Origin of the sequence: Paenibacillus sp. FSL L8-0435 (assembly GCF_037965655.1) — a bacterium.
Lineage (GTDB): Bacteria > Bacillota > Bacilli > Paenibacillales > Paenibacillaceae > Paenibacillus.
This window is the reverse complement of the sequence record NZ_CP150185.1, coordinates 5,193,775-5,209,192: the sequence shown is the minus strand read 5'-3', so window position 1 is coordinate 5,209,192 and position 15,418 is coordinate 5,193,775. Positions and strand designations below refer to the sequence as shown.

The window sequence follows — 15,418 nt, the reverse complement described above, 5'->3', positions numbered from 1 at the left end:
TGTCAGTTCATTCGTTGGTTCTTTGTTCATCAAACGATTGATTGCGTTTACATTTTCATATGGAATGAACCTCATTCCTCAGGGTTGTTACTGATTGCAGGCAAAACCTGAATTGAGGGCAGTAGACCACGCTAAAGCGATGTCTGTTTGCCTTCGGTTCAGGTTTTTTTATATAAAAAAATGCCTGATGGCATGACCGCAAGCGCCGTAGCAGATATTTCGAACAGAAAGGAGCGCAGCAGATTTAATTTTTCATAAATAGAGATATAGACTCATCCAGACATTGGAATACTGATTCTTAGATACGCATCCAAATGGACATTCCGATGAACTTATCCCATCACACACTATTCGACAGCGAGGAGATTTATGACATGAAAACCATTAAACGTTCGATTGCAGTGGCAACAATTCTGGGGTTATGTGTAACCGCTCTACCAGCTTATGCAGCAGGCAATACAGGACCTTCTTCTTCAGCAGCGATGGACAAGCTGATCCAGTCCGAGCTTATTCGCGGCAGCGGTCAAGGTGTTAATGCAGCTTATCTGAACAAAAAGGCTACACGCATTCAGGCCGCAATACTTTACTTGCGTTTGTCCGGATTGGAGAAAGAAGCACTCGCTTATCAGGGATCGGAAACGTATGACGATGCGGCTAAGGCAGGCAAAGTATTACAACCGGTCGTTGGTTACTTGAAGCAGCATCCGTATGTGTCTGAGATCGTAACAGGAACGGAGAAGTTTGAACCTAATGCACCGCTTACAGCGGAAGGGTATGCCGAAATGCTGCTGAAGGTGCTTGGATATGAAGCGGGTTCGGATTATGAGCAGGGAGCGGCTTCCACTTATGCGGCTGGGAAAGGAATCAAGGCGCTACAAGGGAAGGGCGAGAGTCAACTTACCAATCGCCTGATGGCAGAGGCAACCGCACAGGCTTTGCAGATACAGCTCAAGAATGGCAGTGGAACTTTGGAGCAGAACTGGTTGAAACATAAAGAAGCTGGAGCGTTCCAACCTCAAACGGTGCAACAGACCAAGTATGGCGCGATTGATGGCAAAACCTATGAGCAATATGACACGCTCGGTTGGCTCGGTGTTCCTTACGCGAAACCGCCAGTAGGTGAACTGCGCTGGAAAGCCCCGCAAGAACCGGAATCATGGACAGGAACGAGATCGGCTAAGGAATTTGCAGCGAACAGCTTGCAGATCTCCGGCAAGACGACAGCGGGAAGCGAGGATTCGCTGTATCTCAATATTTGGCGTCCCGACACAACCAGTTCGAAACTTCCGGTTATGGTGTTCCTGCACGGCGGCGGGAATATGACCGGATCAGGCAAAGATTTTCAAGGTGAACAGCTTGCACGGAGTACCAACAGCATTATCATCTCAGTGAATTACCGTTTGGGAGCCCTTGGATTCTTCGAAAATGCAGCGCTGAAAACAGGGAATGCCCTGGATGACTCAGGTAACTATGGTCTGCTTGACGCATTCCGTGCATTGGAGTGGGTGCAGGATAATATCGAAGGGTTTGGCGGAGATACAGGCAATGTTACATTAGCCGGACAATCTGCTGGTGCACGTGATGTGCTGGCAACTCTGATCTCGCCACTTAGCAAAGGACTGTATCAAAAAGCAGTTGCTTTCAGCGGAGGATTGACGACAGCATCACCGGAAGAAGGCGAGCAAAAATCCGAGGATGTACTTGTGAAGCTACTCGTGCAAGAGGGAAAAGCGGCTAACGCAGAAGAAGCAAAAGCATGGATTGGCAAACAATCTCAGGCACAGCTGGAGAGTTACCTGCGTGCACTGCCTGCGGACAAGTTGGTCACAGCGTTTGGTGCAACGGCAATCCGTATGGACCCATTCCCGCATCTGTTCCGTGATGGCACAGTGATTCCAAAAGAAGGATTTGACGCCATCAATAATGGCAGTTATAAAAAAGTTCCTGTATTGCTCGGCAGCCTGGAAACGGAGTTCTCCGGTTTTGCCTTCGGTGATCCAAACTTCTCTCCATCCATCACGGATGAGACGCTGTTTACTGATAAAACCAAGGCGGAACAATATGCTGCTGCGTTGAAATATGGTAGCGAAGCTTATGCAGGCTTTAATGCAGAGCGTGTAGCGGAACAATTGACCAGTGAAGCAGGTCAGCCACCGGTATATGCGTATCGTTTTGCATGGGGCACACAACCTGGGGTCATCTCTGAGCGTTTGCTCACACTACTGGGCGCACCACATGGTGCGGATATGGACTTCTACACAGGACACGCAGACGGAATTGCTGCCTACTTCCCTGATGGGTACTTTAGCGATACAAACAAACCAGGACGTGATCAGTTATCCGCCGCGATGGCAGCATATTTGAAGCAGTTCCTGTACACAGGCAATCCAGGTACGGGTGGATCACCTGATCTGGCGGCATGGACACCTTGGACGAAAGATGCTCAAGCCCCAATCATGCGTCTGGATGCTAGCAATACAACGGCAGAGATTGGCATGTCCACACAATATAATCAAGGCAAAGACGCCGTTATGGCAAAGATGAAAAAAGAATTGCCTGAAGAAACGTACAAACTGTTGACGGAAAAAGTGTTCGCAGGTCGTTTCTTCTGGGAATAAGGATTACCGGATAGGAAGGTATATATAGATAAATTGAAAGCCAAGGGAGCATGCTCTCTTGGCTTTTTGTACTGTTCGTTATGCTTAATTATGGTATTCTTGTAAATATAAATTAATATGATATGGGAAAGGGGAAAACTTACATTATGGATGGAGTTAGTAATTTTGGTATTGCTGGGATTATAACGCTATTAATTTTCTTTATTATGATTGGTCTTGTATTATATCTGGTTTTCTATCTTGTGATGAAGAGGTCTGGCGTCAAAGAGGAAGTATCCGCATTAAGGATGGAAGTACGAGTGTTACAAGAGGAAGTAGAGCGGAACAGGCGGGAATTGGAAAATATAAAGTCTCGCTAACTTTTCGAACCACTAGTTGTGTGTATGCGGAATGGTGTGGGTACAACAGGATGGGAGGATAGGGGCTCTTCGCCCCTTCCTGCTCAATACAACGTGACAATGCTCATTTCAGCCTTTACATACCAAGGGTGCTCGAACTATTTCTTGGCAAAAAAACTAATTGTTCCCGTGCTTTCATCTGCACTCACAAACAGGCTGCGTCCGTTAACACGATGAATTCCCTCTGGTGATTCTCCGGCTGTAGGAATCAGACCCAGGTAGTCCGGATTGACCGGATCAGCAAGATCAAAGAACAAAATGGCATCTGCCCGTTCGGAAGCTACCGCGGCATATGTTGTGCCGTCTACAGTAGCAACGGTCAGATTCTCCACTTCACTTCCCTTGTTGGGACTGCGATCATCGGGATACAAGCCGACCATAGCTGTTGCCTCGTCAATGAGGTTCTGGCTATCGTACATCCGCTTGCCTTGCAGATCCCAGACAGCGATATTACGTCCGCCTGCTTTTACACCATCCTCAAATTCATTCTTGCCCAAATCCCCTTCGTTAGCTGTCAGCAGGTATTTGCCATCTGCCGAGAAAGCAATCCCATCCGGTTCATAACGAGCGGTCAACGTCTCTTTAAACTGAACGATACCATCATCTTTCAGATCTGCTTGATGTGAAGTGGTACCCAGAGCGAAGATTGAGCTGATTTTTTTTGTCTCCAGATCTACAATGGCAACGACATTGTTTTCCTGTAGCGTGATGGCGGCTGTTTTACTATCTGGACTAATGGCAACATACTCTGGTTGTGGATCATGCGGATAGATGGCGCCTTCTACATTTTCGAGAGATACTGGCAAGTTGGTGATTTCACCCTCCAATACATTCCCTTCAGCAAAAGACACAACCATAATACTACCCGGACGTTTGGTGTTGGCATAGTCAATTTCATCGGCAGCTTTATTCAACTCTTCATCCTCTATCGCGATCACCGCATGCAGACCGTCAGGTGACAGTGCAATCGAGTCAGGACCAATGCCCAGTTCATACGTTTTGACGGTTTTGTAGGTTGTCAGATCCACAATGGCAAGCAACCCTTTGTTTGCTTCGCTGTCTGTATCCCCTGTACGAATAACAGCAAGACCGTATTTACCATCTTTGGACACGGTTACGCTTGTAACTTCAGCTTTGGCGGAGAGGTCATGGAAGCTGACCGTCTTTAATACGTTGATGTTTTTCAAGTCAGCAATGTCCAGTACGGCAATGCTGCCATTGTCTGCTTCGGTTACGAGCAGGCGCTGTCCATCTGGCGTAGAGGCTGATATTTCCGCTTTGCCACCAGGCATCTGAAACGATGCGGTCTGTTCAAAACCGGTTTTATTTTGTTTCAGGATCAGTTGATCCGTAATTAATTTTAGCGTTTGTGAAGATACATACGTTGTACCTTTGGTGATGTAGCTTTTACTGTCCAAAGGGGTTTTCACACCGTTGATGGTGGCTGAAGACGTCCCTACAGGAAGTTGTACTTTAGTATCTGCGATCTGGATATCAACACTGCGACTGCTTCCGTTCCATGTGACCGTACCCTGCATATTTTGGATGGCTGTGCGCAGTACGACATGATCGTTGGCGGGTTTAGTTGCGTCAGCGGCATGAATCATGGATGTGTAACTGGTTGTTCCTGCGCTAAGAATGGCTGTCATCGACAGAACGGCGAGCCATTGATTTCTCTTTTTCAATGTTCCAGATCCCCTTTATCGTTTCGTGTGTAATGAGTTGTACAATTGTTTTAGTATAGGGAGCTAATGTTAAGGTGAGGTAAGAGAAGTCTGCGATTTGTGTAAAAGGTTAGATAAGAGATATTTTTCCAAATTGGATATGTAAGTTAGCGTATAAAATGATGTTGCCACATGAAGAAAAAAGCAGACGTGAGCCTTCATATATATAGGACTGGTCGAACGGGCGAAAATACGCTAGAATTATAATTGAGAATCATTATCAATTAATTTAGGCTTTTTTACTGACAAGTCTGATCAAGATATAGGCGAGGTGAATACCCATGCGCACGGATGATGCATTAGGCGTAGTATATCAGCATTACCTGACCCAGGAGCCTTACAGTCAGCAAGATGAACATACGTATCTGCTCTCTCCCAAGGCGGGAAGTGGCAATATTAAAAGAGTAACGACATACAGTGGCATTGAGATTTTATATTCCCAGGTTGAATATCATCAGCCGTATCCAACGTATTTTGCATCCGAAACGCCCATTGTGGAATTGCAATTTGCCTTGTCAGGAGAGCGAAATGTGGATATATCCGGTCAGGACTATTCATTATCGATAGGGCAAGGGGCCCTTATTTTTATGCATGATTTCAAAGCGTGGTTTCATCCTCCGGCAAGGGAGCTGTATACGTCCTTTTCGCTGGGGATTCCGGTTTCTCTGTTCAATTATGCTGCGGCGCAACTGGGCAGTTTCAAGTCGATTGCGTTTAATCAGGTGTTAGGGCGAAAAGTGTTTAAGCCAATTGTATTTCAATTGGATAATCGGATACGAACGATGATCGACAGTTTGATTGTGGAATTAAACAACAGTTATCGATCCTCCTTAATGATGGAAGCGACAGCCTTGGAGATCTTGAATCGATTTATGATCCAATTGTTTGATCTGGCGCCAATTCCCGCGGGATTCTCCAGAGAGGACATCCGGAAGTTACATACGGCACGGGAGATTATGGAGGCTAGTATGGTAGATCCTCCATCTTTGCTAGCATTGTCCAGACAAGTAGGTCTTAACGATTTTAAATTAAAAAAAGGATTCAAGGCCCTTTTTGGAAGCACGGTGTTCGAATATTTGCGTCAGGTTCGTCTCGACAACGCCATGAAGTTGCTGCGCAATCAGGATAACAACGTCACCGAGGCCGCGATTGCGGTCGGTTACAGCAATGTCAGTGCCTTTTCGCAGCAATTTTATCGCAAATTCGGCGTGAAGCCCTCAGAGATGAAAAAGATTTATTAAACAAGATGAACAGAAACATTACACGAGAACGAAGAGTGCAGAACCAGTCTGGAGAAGCGGAGCGTTCGCCTTTATCAACGGATTTCTCCCTTTAATAGAAGGGGATCACGGAAATACGATGATAACAGCGATCGGAAGATGGTACTGTAATCGTAGTGGTCTGGCGTAAAGTTTTAAGGGTTCATCTTTTTTTTAAAAGATTAATAAATCCGTCCTGCCGTGAATTGTTCCGTATAGAGGCAGTGGGGATTCTCTCAGCCTTGTATACTCCAGGTACAGTGGATACTGTACTGAAATATAGAGGAGTGTATAAGCATGAACAGAATCAGAGGAAGTATTTTTTTTAGCGTATTCGCAGCCATGTTGGGTCTGATGCTGATTGCACCCATTATGCCACCGCTTATTCGGGAGTTAGGCATGAAAGAAAGCCATTCCGGTCTTATTATTTCGCTGGGGTCCATTATGATGGCTGTTATGGCTCCGGTATGGGGCAGATTCAGTGATCTGAAGGGCAGAAAACCCGTCATATTGATTGGATTCATAGGTATGGCTGTTAGCTGTGCGTTATTTGCTATGGCATTGTATGGAGGATTGAATGCATGGATCGGAGGAGGCGTATTGCTTACCCTTCTGATTGTGACGCGCAGTCTGATCGGCATGTTTATTCCGGCCGTTCTCTCTTCTGCCCAGGCCTATATGGGTGATGTGACAGAAGGGAAGGAGCGGGCAAGCGGGATGGCCATGATCAGCGCTGCGAATGGACTTGGCCTTGTATTTGGACCCGCCATTGCAGGAGCATTTACTATCATCGGTCTGCTGTGGCCTCTTTATTTTGGCATTTTTATAGCGATCGCTGCATTTATTATCGCTTTGTTATTAATTCCAGCAGCCAAACCGGTCATTCAGGCAAAGCCGCCTAAAGTCAACCCGTTTCAACGTGGATTACGAATGTATCTTGCTGCGGGTTTGGTTACGATGATTGGCATCATGACATTGCAAGTTGTCGGGGGATTTTATTTTCAGGATCAACTGGCTCTATCACCAGCCGCGACGGCCCAAATGGTTTCGTTTGGACTCATGTTCTCTGGAGCAGCCATGTTGATCATGCAGGTCATTCAGATGAAATGGTTGAAATGGCAGCCACGTCCAATGATTATGCTCGGGTCCCTTTTCTTGATCGCAAGTATGATCCTGTTTCTGGTCTTCAATGTGTTACCCATGTATTATTTCTCATTCTTCCTGTTCGGCATGGGTTCGGGTCTGATGATGCCGGGGTTCATGGCAGGTGCTTCGCTCGCGGTCAGCAAAGAACAGCAGGGAGGTGCGGCAGGGTTGGTAGCAGCGATTCAAGGGATATCTGCCGTCATTACTCCGTTACTTACAACGACACTCTACCAGGTGGATAGACATATTCCATTTATGTTCGTAGCTGTTCTGGTCGTCTTGCTGGCAATCATGATGCTGGGAATGCGGAAAAATGAATCCAATACTGTAGCGGACGCCATTCATTCGGTATAGTCAGAAAAAGTCAGAAGGTCAAAAAAGGTCAAAACGAAAGAAAAAAGGATCTATTTTAAAATAGTGAACTAAGGTGTAAGATAATCGTTTTATTTCGACTTTTACGGACTTTGAGCCTGATTTGCGCTGGTATTATAATAATCCATGTAAGCAACAACAATACACCAACCACACAAAAGGAGCTGATTTTCATGTTTGATCTGATTCCGTTTCGTAAACGAAATGAAGACCCATTCGGACACATGTTGAAATCCTTCAATGACATGGTTGAGACCTCATTCCTCTCCCCTTTTGGAACTGGCTCCCAGCCATTTCGGACCGACATTCGTGAAGAAGTAGACAAATATTCGGTTGAAGCCGAGCTGCCGGGCATCGCCAAAGAGGATATAGACATTCAGGTTCAAGGTAATGAATTGATTATTCGTGCCAAACGCAATGATGTGGTGGAGCAGAAGGATGACTCCAATCGCATCATTCGGCAGGAACGCCGATCCGGTGAATTTATCCGACGTTTCTATGTTGATCATATTGATGAGGAGCACATTAAGGCCAAATTGGAAGAAGGTGTGCTGAAGCTCGAGATTCCGAAACGTCCTGGTGATGATCAATCTCGCAGACGCATTCAGATTGACTAATACACAGTGGAAAAAAATAGTTTCCTAACATGGTGAAAAGCATGCAGGAGACATCCATAAGGATGTTTTCTGCATGCTTTTTTTCATATGAATTGGACGATACACAACTGACTATCCATTGTGCTGGTTCCGAGTTATTTCTCTGCTGCTGCTTGCATCAGGGCATATATCTTACGTGTGGTATTCACGTTTCTTACGGTCATATAAGCATAGACTTTGGACCCCACAAGCTTGTTCATGCCACTTTTGGATGCATCTTCTCTGCTGACTGAATACAAAATGGCTCCGGGAACATAGATCAGTGTGCCGATTTCCGGTTTGATGGGCAGCTGGTCCAGCACGGTGGGCTCATTGATCTCGTCCCAGAGGAACATCACATCACTTTTGGCGGTGTCATCATTAACCCATTCTTCTGGCAGTGCCTGAATAACGCATTGAACTTCATCCATATTCCGCACCATTACCTTGATCTGTAAGCCAAAATCAGCGGCGATGGCCTGTTCTAACAAAAGGGATATCTCCCTATTTGCATCGGCACGTTCCTGATGATCGGCAAAAATAATATTGCCAGAGTTGATATAGGTAACGACGTCCAGCATGCCTGCTTGTTCAAACGTTTCTTTCAGCTGCTTCATATTGATTTTATTGTTCCCGCCTACATTAATGCCCCGCAACAAGGCTACATAGTTCATAGGGATGCCCCTCCAATTCCTTCAATTTACTGTTTTAACAAAAGGACAGATACTCGAACAGATGTGCAGTATACTCTTCTCCCAATAGATCCTGCAATAAAGGTTCAACTTGCTCCAGATACTCGGGCTTGGTTTCATAGGTTTCCTCATCTTTTACTTCTCCGGCATAGGTGCGCGCCGCTTCAATCAGGATGGCTAGTGCACTGAAAAAGTCTGACAGCGAATCAGCAACACGGTTTGGTTCTCCCCCTGTAAAAGCCGCATATACAGGAGAGTTCGGCGATTCAGTATCTACAATTAACGGATCATCGTTAAAGTTTGCGATGACGACGTGATTTTTTGGCCAAGTGGAGGACTCCTCATAAGGTTCATTCATGCCAATCCAGCGGAACCCCAGTTGCTGACGAAGCAGATGTTCAGGTGCCACAAAGGAAATAGTTGCGGCATCACCGATCTCGACGGCGGCATTTTTCATTTTGAGTGTACCTTCCGCATCCGCATCCATCATTTCATAATGACTGTACAGATACTGAAGTTCTGGAGAAAGAGGTATTCGTGTATCCACTTCCGGCTGGTGATGTTGTTCGCGTGGACGCAGATCATGATTTTGGAAAAGTCCATAAGATTCATTATATAAATCCTGCTGTTCCACCAAACGGCTCAAGGCCGCATCCAGTTGTTGCATGATGTCTGAGTCCTCCTAATAACATTGATATAATAACAGGCCGATTCGTTTGATTCTTGGCTATAAGCATTATACTATATCAAAGATAAATTCAAAAAAACATTTGAATACGTTTACATTCATGAGTGGACATGATATACTTTCACTCAATTAAGGATTGTTACTGCTTCGGGCAGGCAAAACCTGAACATCACTATTCGTGGACTTTGTTCCATTCATATTGTTGTTCGGGTTTTTTTGCATTGATCCCAACCCAACTAACGTCACGCTGTACAGAAGAAAGGGGAGCATTATAACAAGAGAAAATGGTTTAATATTTTTGCCGCAGGTTGTCTCAGTGTAATCCTGGTGATTAGTGGATGCGCATCCAAAGCGCCAGAAACCGCAAGTGACACACCGAATCAGCCGACAGAACAGACAGAGAATGAAACCCAGGAACCTGCAAACAACCAAACTGCCAAAGGCAGAACAGTGATTACAACCGACGGTGAAGTGGATGATATGAACTCGGTCATTCGTTTTCTCTTGTATTCGAATGAGATGGACCTCGCCGGAATTGTACTAACCAGTTCGGTGTATCATTATGCTGGAGACGAGGAAGCGGGGATCAAACCGTTCCGGTGGACAGGCACACAGTGGGTATACGACATGATCGATGCCTATGGCGAGATATATCCCAACTTGTCCAAACATGCGGAGGGCTATCCGGAGCCAGAACAGCTTCGAGCGATGACCAAGATCGGTAATATTTCCGATAAAGGGGAGATGGAGAAGGAAACCGAAGGTTCCGAGTTCCTCGAAACTCTTTTCCTCGACGATGACTCCCGTGATCTGATTGTTCAGACCTGGGGTGGCACCAATACCACAGCCCGAGCGCTGAAATCGATTGAGGAACAGTACAAGGACACGGCTGAGTGGGAAACGATTCGCAAAAAAGTCAGTGACAAACTGGTCCTGTACATCATCCTCGATCAGGATGACAGCTACAACGAATACATTGCGAAGAATTGGCCGGATATCCGCATTCTCAACGACCAATCGAATTTCTGGCATTTTGCCTATGCATGGAAGATGCATGCCGAAGAAGTGAACAGTAAACTTCATGGCGACTGGATGGTCAAGAATATTTTGAATGGACATGGCAAGCTGATGGATATGTATGCATCGATGGGTGATGGCAAAATGATCGAAGGCGAACTGGCCGAAGAACAGCGGGGAAGTGCTGAATATCTCAAGAACAATCCACAATATGACAAGTACGATTTTATATCCGAGGGTGATTCCCCATCCTTCTTTTATCTAGTCGATAATGGGCTGCGCAGTATGGAAGACCCTTCCTACGGCGGTTGGGGTGGACGCTTTGGCGTCGTGAACGACAAGCTGTTTAGAAACAATGTGCTTGATTACGATCCCTATACGAAACGGTATGAAGCCGAGTACTCTTTGATGAGATGGTTTGACGATATCCAGGATGATTTTGCAGCACGTGCAGATTGGGCAGTTGCAGACACTTACGAAGGTGCCAACCATAATCCGTCATTAACGATTAAAGAAGGGTTGGATCTGAGTGTTAGTCCTGGGGAGGAAGTTACTCTTCACGCGGAAGGCACAGACCCGGATGGAGATCAACTGACGTATACGTGGTGGAGATATTTCGAAGCGGACACATATGAGGATTCCAAAGTAGAACAGAGCAAAGTTCAGCCAGAAATGGCGGGTGACCTGTTGCTGGGTTTACATCGTGAACTTGCCAAGGATGAGCAGGTGGATACGATAAAATTGCAGGGCAGTGATACTGAAACGGTGACACTCTCCGTTCCTGACGATGCCAAATCGGGTGATACCATTCATATCGTTGCCGAAGTACAGGATGATGGAGAGCATCAGTTGAAGCATTATCAACGTGTGATCTTAACCGTGAAATAAGGAATAGAGGGGCTGTCCCAAAAGTCATCAACATGGCTGGCGGGATGCCCCTCTTATTGGTATAGTCTCATCGTAATCGATCCGTTAACGTTGGATGCCTGACCAGAAGACATTCCAGGTGATCGCCAAAGCTTGTTCATAGGATTGCCGTGTCTCATACACGAGCTGTACATCCAATCCATCCATCACGGTGACAAAAGCTACGGTGGCTTCTTCTGGACTCAGGCGTATATCGGAATGTCTGGTAAATACGGCTGCCAGCTCTTCCTTCAGTGTCCCGAGGTACGTTCGATACTGGGCCAGTACAAAATCATGCACCTCCAGTGGTGTGATAAAGGACAGGATATACATAAAAGCGACGTTTGGATGAGTTAGAAAGCGATTTTTGTGTTCATGCAAAAAGGCATATAACTGCTGATCCAGAGTTTGGGTAACAGACTTACTGAAAAATTGGCGTACAAACTGTTGTTCCTCCTGCACAACTTCCTCATATAACTCCAGCAATAACTCTTTTTTGGATGAATAATGATAAGCCAGAGATTGCTTGCGGATGCCTGCCTCTTCGGCAATCTGCGCCATCTTGGTCCCCTCGTAACCCAGACGATTAAAATGTTGAATGGCAATTTCCTTGATTCGTTTTTTACTCAATGTCTACCTCCAGTTGGCGAGCTGTATACCTCTGCTGTTTTTGGGAGTATACCAAATATAACAAGATATATACCACAAAAATGCCTATAGAGATAGCATACACCACCGTATAGGAAAATGCAGAAGCCACCACGCCCAGAATCAACGAACCACCACCAATTCCGAGGTCAAAGAAGTTAAAGAAGGAAGCCATCGCACTTTCGTGCTCATGTTCTTCTACAAGATTCACACACCAGGTCTGAATCGCCGGGAATATGGCACCAAAACCAAAGCCGTATAACGCACCGGCGATCAGGAATTGCACATCACTCTGGGCGATAATCAGAACCAGTAGCCCCGCGATTGCAAACACGGCAGAAGGTAACAACACGGAACCTGGTCCCCATCGATCAAACATTTTCCCCGAGAACAGTCGAACGGCGAAGCTGGCAATGGCGACGATGAAGAAAAACCAGGCTATATTCTCAAACCCTCTTTCCGCAGCGAATAAAGCCACAAAGGACATGATCGAACCGGCTGCAATACCAACGAGCATAATGAGAAGGGAAGGGAAGAGTACCTTCTTTTCAATCAGTTTCACCGAAGGGACATGAGTTTGCAGGGACTCGCTACTACCTCCTGTTTTCGGCTTTCTGGATACAAACACTGTCATCAGGAGAGCTAACAGCAAAATGCACATACCTCCCATAAACAGGCTCTGGTAGTCGTACCTAAACAACAAGCTTGTTCCAATCAATGGACCGATGGATATAGCGACCGTCTCCCCTACGCCGAAATACCCCATACCTTCTCCCCGGCGATCTCTTGGTATGTTTTCAGTGGCAATCGTTGCAAAATATGTCGTTGCCAAACCAAATCCGAATCCGTGGATTACTCGAAATACAAGAATCATCCAAATACCTGACGATAGGTAGTATGCGCCTGTCATTAATGCACAGATAGTGATACCGATAATTAACAGAACCTTTTTATCTATTCGAGCTGCCAAAACCGAAGTGAAGGGTCGAATCAAGATGGCGGAAAACATAAATACGCCGGTAACAAGCCCGATTTGGGAGGCTTCGCCACCAAGACTTGAGACAAACAAAGGCAAGGTGGGAAGCAACATCTCAAAGGCCATAAACAATAATGCGTTGGCTAACATGATAAATAGGAATGATCTACCCCAGAGTTGCTGAGGAGTTGGGCTGTGTGTTGAAGTAATCATGGTTTTCCTCCGTAATGTTGATCTCTGTCGCGCGACATGTTGAACCGATTTTAACTGACGATCGTCAGATTGTAAAGTGCGTATTCAGAGCAGGGTTCATGATTTTTTGGTAGGTGAGAGAAGTTATTAATAATTTTTAAACCATATCCCAACATTTTCCGATATAATAATCAGATCAAATGATTCGAGAGAGTACTACCTCAGAGAGGTGATATGAAATGACGATTGATGTGCTTGTTAGAAATAATGTTAAAGTGCTTGGCTCGGGTAGCCAAACGATTGTATTTGCGCATGGATTTGGATGTGATCAGGACATGTGGCGTTACATCGTCCCTGCTTTTAGCGAAAACTATCGTGTAATTTTGTTTGATTATGTTGGATCTGGCGAATCTCAAATCAACTATTATGATGCTGTTAAATATAACAACCTTGAAGGGTACGCCCAGGATGTGCTGGAAATTATGGAAGCACTTGAATTAAGAGATAGCATATTTGTCGGTCATTCTGTCAGCAGTATGATCGGCATGCTGGCATCCATTCAGAACCCCAAATATTTCCAACAGATTGTCATGTTGGGGCCTTCCCCACGTTATGTGAATGATCTTCCAAGTTATTATGGAGGTTTTGATCGGAATGATATCGATGAATTGCTTGAGATGATGCAGATTAATTTTATAGGCTGGGCAAGTTATCTGGCACCGATTGTGATGAACAATCCGGAACGGAAAGATCTGGCGGAAGAGTTGGAGAAAAGCTTCTGTTCCAGAGATCCGCATATTGCGAGACAATTTGCCGAAGTGACGTTTTTATCTGACTGTCGTATTGATCTGGATCAGGCAACTGTACCAACGTTGATTCTTCAGTGTTCCGAGGACAGTATTGCCCCGGTTGAAGTAGGGGATTATTTACACGCTCATCTGAAGAATAGCAGGTTGCAACAGATGACGGCCAAGGGACATTATCCACATCTAAGTCAACCGGAAGAAACGATCCGAATGATTAAGGATTATTTGACGAGCGCATAAAATTCGGAAGAAAGGCTGTTATTGATGGATACCCAACTAGATTCAGCGCCCTGTGGATACTTCTCTATCTCTGATTCGGGCGTCGTACAGTCGATGAATCAAACGTTGCTTACGATGCTTGGATATGAACGCGATGAGCTCATAGGGCAACATATTGAATCCACCATGTCGGTGAGCAACAAGGTGTTTTTCCATACGTATTTCTATCCCTACATCCAGTTATATGGACATGTGGACGAGATGTACTTTAGTTTCCGTACCCGTGATCAGCAGGCTGTTCCTGTTCTGCTTAACGGTGTTCGCCAGACCCGTAACGGGGGAAACGTGGTAGATTGTGTCGTTGTAGTCATGCGTAAGCGAATCGAACATGAGAAGGATATTTTGCATACCAAGACGAAGCTACAGGAGCTATATCAAGCGACGCAAGAAGCGAACAAGGAGCTTGAACGACTGCATGAGGAATATAAAATTAAAGAGCAGGCGTTAATCAAAGTGAATGATCAGTTGGAGACACTGGCCTCCACCGATTTGTTGACAGGATTGAAGAACCGCAGGTTTTTCCAGGAGAAAATGGCTGAGAAACTATTGCTATTCCAGGAGAAACAACGTTATTTCTCTCTTCTGGTTGTGGACATTGATCATTTCAAAAGCGTTAATGATACGTACGGACATCCGATCGGAGATTTGGTGCTCGGCAATCTCGCGGGGCTGCTGCAATCGGTATCACGAGGTACGGATGTGGTGGCACGATACGGCGGAGAGGAATTTGTCATCATTCTTTCGGATTGTGAAGAGGAGCAAGCGAGTGGCATCGCAGAGGAATATCGTTCACAGGTTGCTTCTGCTGACTGGGGTGAATATAACATTACTGTGAGTATCGGTGCGGCCACTGTAGTAGAGGAAGATACGGAAAAATCCTTGTTCCAAAGAGCGGACAACGCCCTGTATGCCTCCAAAACCGGAGGACGAAACCGGGTGACACATGCAGCTCAGATGGTAAGAAGTTAAGAATTGGTTTAAGTCAAAAGAAAGCAAAAAGGAGCCTGTGCATGATGAGGGAGATGATCCCGCATGCACAAGCTCCTTTTATTTGTGTGAAAC

At 45.6% G+C, this 15,418-nt stretch carries 12 protein-coding genes; 7 read left to right on the top strand and 5 right to left on the bottom strand.

Features of this window, described 5'->3' with window-relative positions:
- Positions 1 to 374: 374 nt before the first annotated feature.
- The gene (locus NST33_RS23145; protein ID WP_339305240.1) at positions 375 to 2,618 is read left to right on the top strand and encodes a carboxylesterase family protein; all 2,244 of its coding nucleotides are present in this window, start codon (positions 375 to 377) and stop codon (positions 2,616 to 2,618) included.
- A gap of 496 nt (positions 2,619 to 3,114) precedes the next feature.
- On the opposite strand, the gene NST33_RS23140 is transcribed toward NST33_RS23145, so the two are convergent.
- Entirely contained in the window at positions 3,115 to 4,701 is a 1,587-nt protein-coding gene (locus tag NST33_RS23140; RefSeq protein WP_339305239.1) for a stalk domain-containing protein, read from the bottom strand.
- Positions 4,702 to 5,021: 320 nt separating this feature from the next.
- Here NST33_RS23140 and NST33_RS23135 point away from each other — a divergent pair, with 320 nt between their 5' ends.
- The 3 genes from NST33_RS23135 (at position 5,022) to NST33_RS23125 (ending at position 8,134) form a co-directional block, all read left to right on the top strand.
- Entirely contained in the window at positions 5,022 to 5,981 is a 960-nt protein-coding gene (locus NST33_RS23135) for an AraC family transcriptional regulator (protein ID WP_339305237.1), read from the top strand.
- Between the two features lie 315 nt (positions 5,982 to 6,296).
- Complete coding sequence (locus NST33_RS23130; protein WP_221824462.1) at positions 6,297 to 7,499, top strand: MFS transporter; 1,203 nt, start codon at positions 6,297 to 6,299, stop codon at positions 7,497 to 7,499.
- A gap of 191 nt (positions 7,500 to 7,690) precedes the next feature.
- On the top strand, positions 7,691 to 8,134 hold the full coding sequence (locus NST33_RS23125; RefSeq protein ID WP_221824460.1) for an Hsp20/alpha crystallin family protein: 444 nt from the start codon (positions 7,691 to 7,693) through the stop codon (positions 8,132 to 8,134).
- A gap of 134 nt (positions 8,135 to 8,268) precedes the next feature.
- On the opposite strand, the gene NST33_RS23120 is transcribed toward NST33_RS23125, so the two are convergent.
- Positions 8,269 to 8,826, bottom strand: a complete 558-nt coding sequence (locus tag NST33_RS23120; protein WP_221824458.1) for a DUF1697 domain-containing protein — start codon at positions 8,824 to 8,826, stop codon at positions 8,269 to 8,271.
- 34 nt (positions 8,827 to 8,860) lie between these two features.
- Positions 8,861 to 9,511: a hypothetical protein gene (locus NST33_RS23115; RefSeq protein ID WP_221824455.1), complete on the bottom strand. Its 651-nt coding sequence runs from the start codon at positions 9,509 to 9,511 to the stop codon at positions 8,861 to 8,863.
- Positions 9,512 to 9,853: 342 nt separating this feature from the next.
- Between NST33_RS23115 and NST33_RS23110 the strand changes: the two genes are divergently transcribed.
- Complete coding sequence (locus NST33_RS23110; RefSeq protein ID WP_339308756.1) at positions 9,854 to 11,437, top strand: nucleoside hydrolase-like domain-containing protein; 1,584 nt, start codon at positions 9,854 to 9,856, stop codon at positions 11,435 to 11,437.
- An 84-nt stretch (positions 11,438 to 11,521) separates the two neighbouring features.
- Here NST33_RS23110 and NST33_RS23105 read toward each other — a convergent pair whose 3' ends face one another.
- Both NST33_RS23105 and NST33_RS23100 read right to left on the bottom strand, forming a co-directional pair.
- Complete coding sequence (locus NST33_RS23105) at positions 11,522 to 12,085, bottom strand: TetR/AcrR family transcriptional regulator (protein WP_339305234.1); 564 nt, start codon at positions 12,083 to 12,085, stop codon at positions 11,522 to 11,524.
- Positions 12,078 to 13,292, bottom strand: coding sequence for an MFS transporter (locus tag NST33_RS23100; protein ID WP_221824451.1), 1,215 nt, complete (start codon positions 13,290 to 13,292; stop codon positions 12,078 to 12,080). Before NST33_RS23100 ends, NST33_RS23105 begins: the two co-directional genes overlap by 8 nt.
- A gap of 218 nt (positions 13,293 to 13,510) precedes the next feature.
- On the opposite strand from NST33_RS23100, the gene NST33_RS23095 reads away from it, so the two are divergent.
- Entirely contained in the window at positions 13,511 to 14,317 is an 807-nt protein-coding gene (locus NST33_RS23095; protein WP_339178399.1) for an alpha/beta hydrolase, read from the top strand.
- A gap of 24 nt (positions 14,318 to 14,341) precedes the next feature.
- Positions 14,342 to 15,325: a sensor domain-containing diguanylate cyclase gene (locus tag NST33_RS23090; RefSeq protein ID WP_339305231.1), complete on the top strand. Its 984-nt coding sequence runs from the start codon at positions 14,342 to 14,344 to the stop codon at positions 15,323 to 15,325.
- The last annotated feature ends 93 nt before the right edge of the window (positions 15,326 to 15,418 follow it).

What these genes read in the sequence shown, in the direction of transcription:
- NST33_RS23145 (WP_339305240.1), top strand. Translation starts at nt 375, where the DNA reads ATGAAAACCATTAAACGTTCGATTGCAGTGGCAACAATTCTGGGGTTA.
- NST33_RS23135 (WP_339305237.1), top strand. Translation starts at nt 5,022, where the DNA reads ATGCGCACGGATGATGCATTAGGCGTAGTATATCAGCATTACCTGACC.
- NST33_RS23130 (WP_221824462.1), top strand. Translation starts at nt 6,297, where the DNA reads ATGAACAGAATCAGAGGAAGTATTTTTTTTAGCGTATTCGCAGCCATG.
- NST33_RS23125 (WP_221824460.1), top strand. Translation starts at nt 7,691, where the DNA reads ATGTTTGATCTGATTCCGTTTCGTAAACGAAATGAAGACCCATTCGGA.
- NST33_RS23120 (WP_221824458.1), bottom strand. Translation starts at nt 8,826, where the DNA reads ATGAACTATGTAGCCTTGTTGCGGGGCATTAATGTAGGCGGGAACAAT.
- NST33_RS23115 (WP_221824455.1), bottom strand. Translation starts at nt 9,511, where the DNA reads ATGCAACAACTGGATGCGGCCTTGAGCCGTTTGGTGGAACAGCAGGAT.
- NST33_RS23100 (WP_221824451.1), bottom strand. Translation starts at nt 13,292, where the DNA reads ATGATTACTTCAACACACAGCCCAACTCCTCAGCAACTCTGGGGTAGA.
- NST33_RS23095 (WP_339178399.1), top strand. Translation starts at nt 13,511, where the DNA reads ATGACGATTGATGTGCTTGTTAGAAATAATGTTAAAGTGCTTGGCTCG.
- NST33_RS23090 (WP_339305231.1), top strand. Translation starts at nt 14,342, where the DNA reads ATGGATACCCAACTAGATTCAGCGCCCTGTGGATACTTCTCTATCTCT.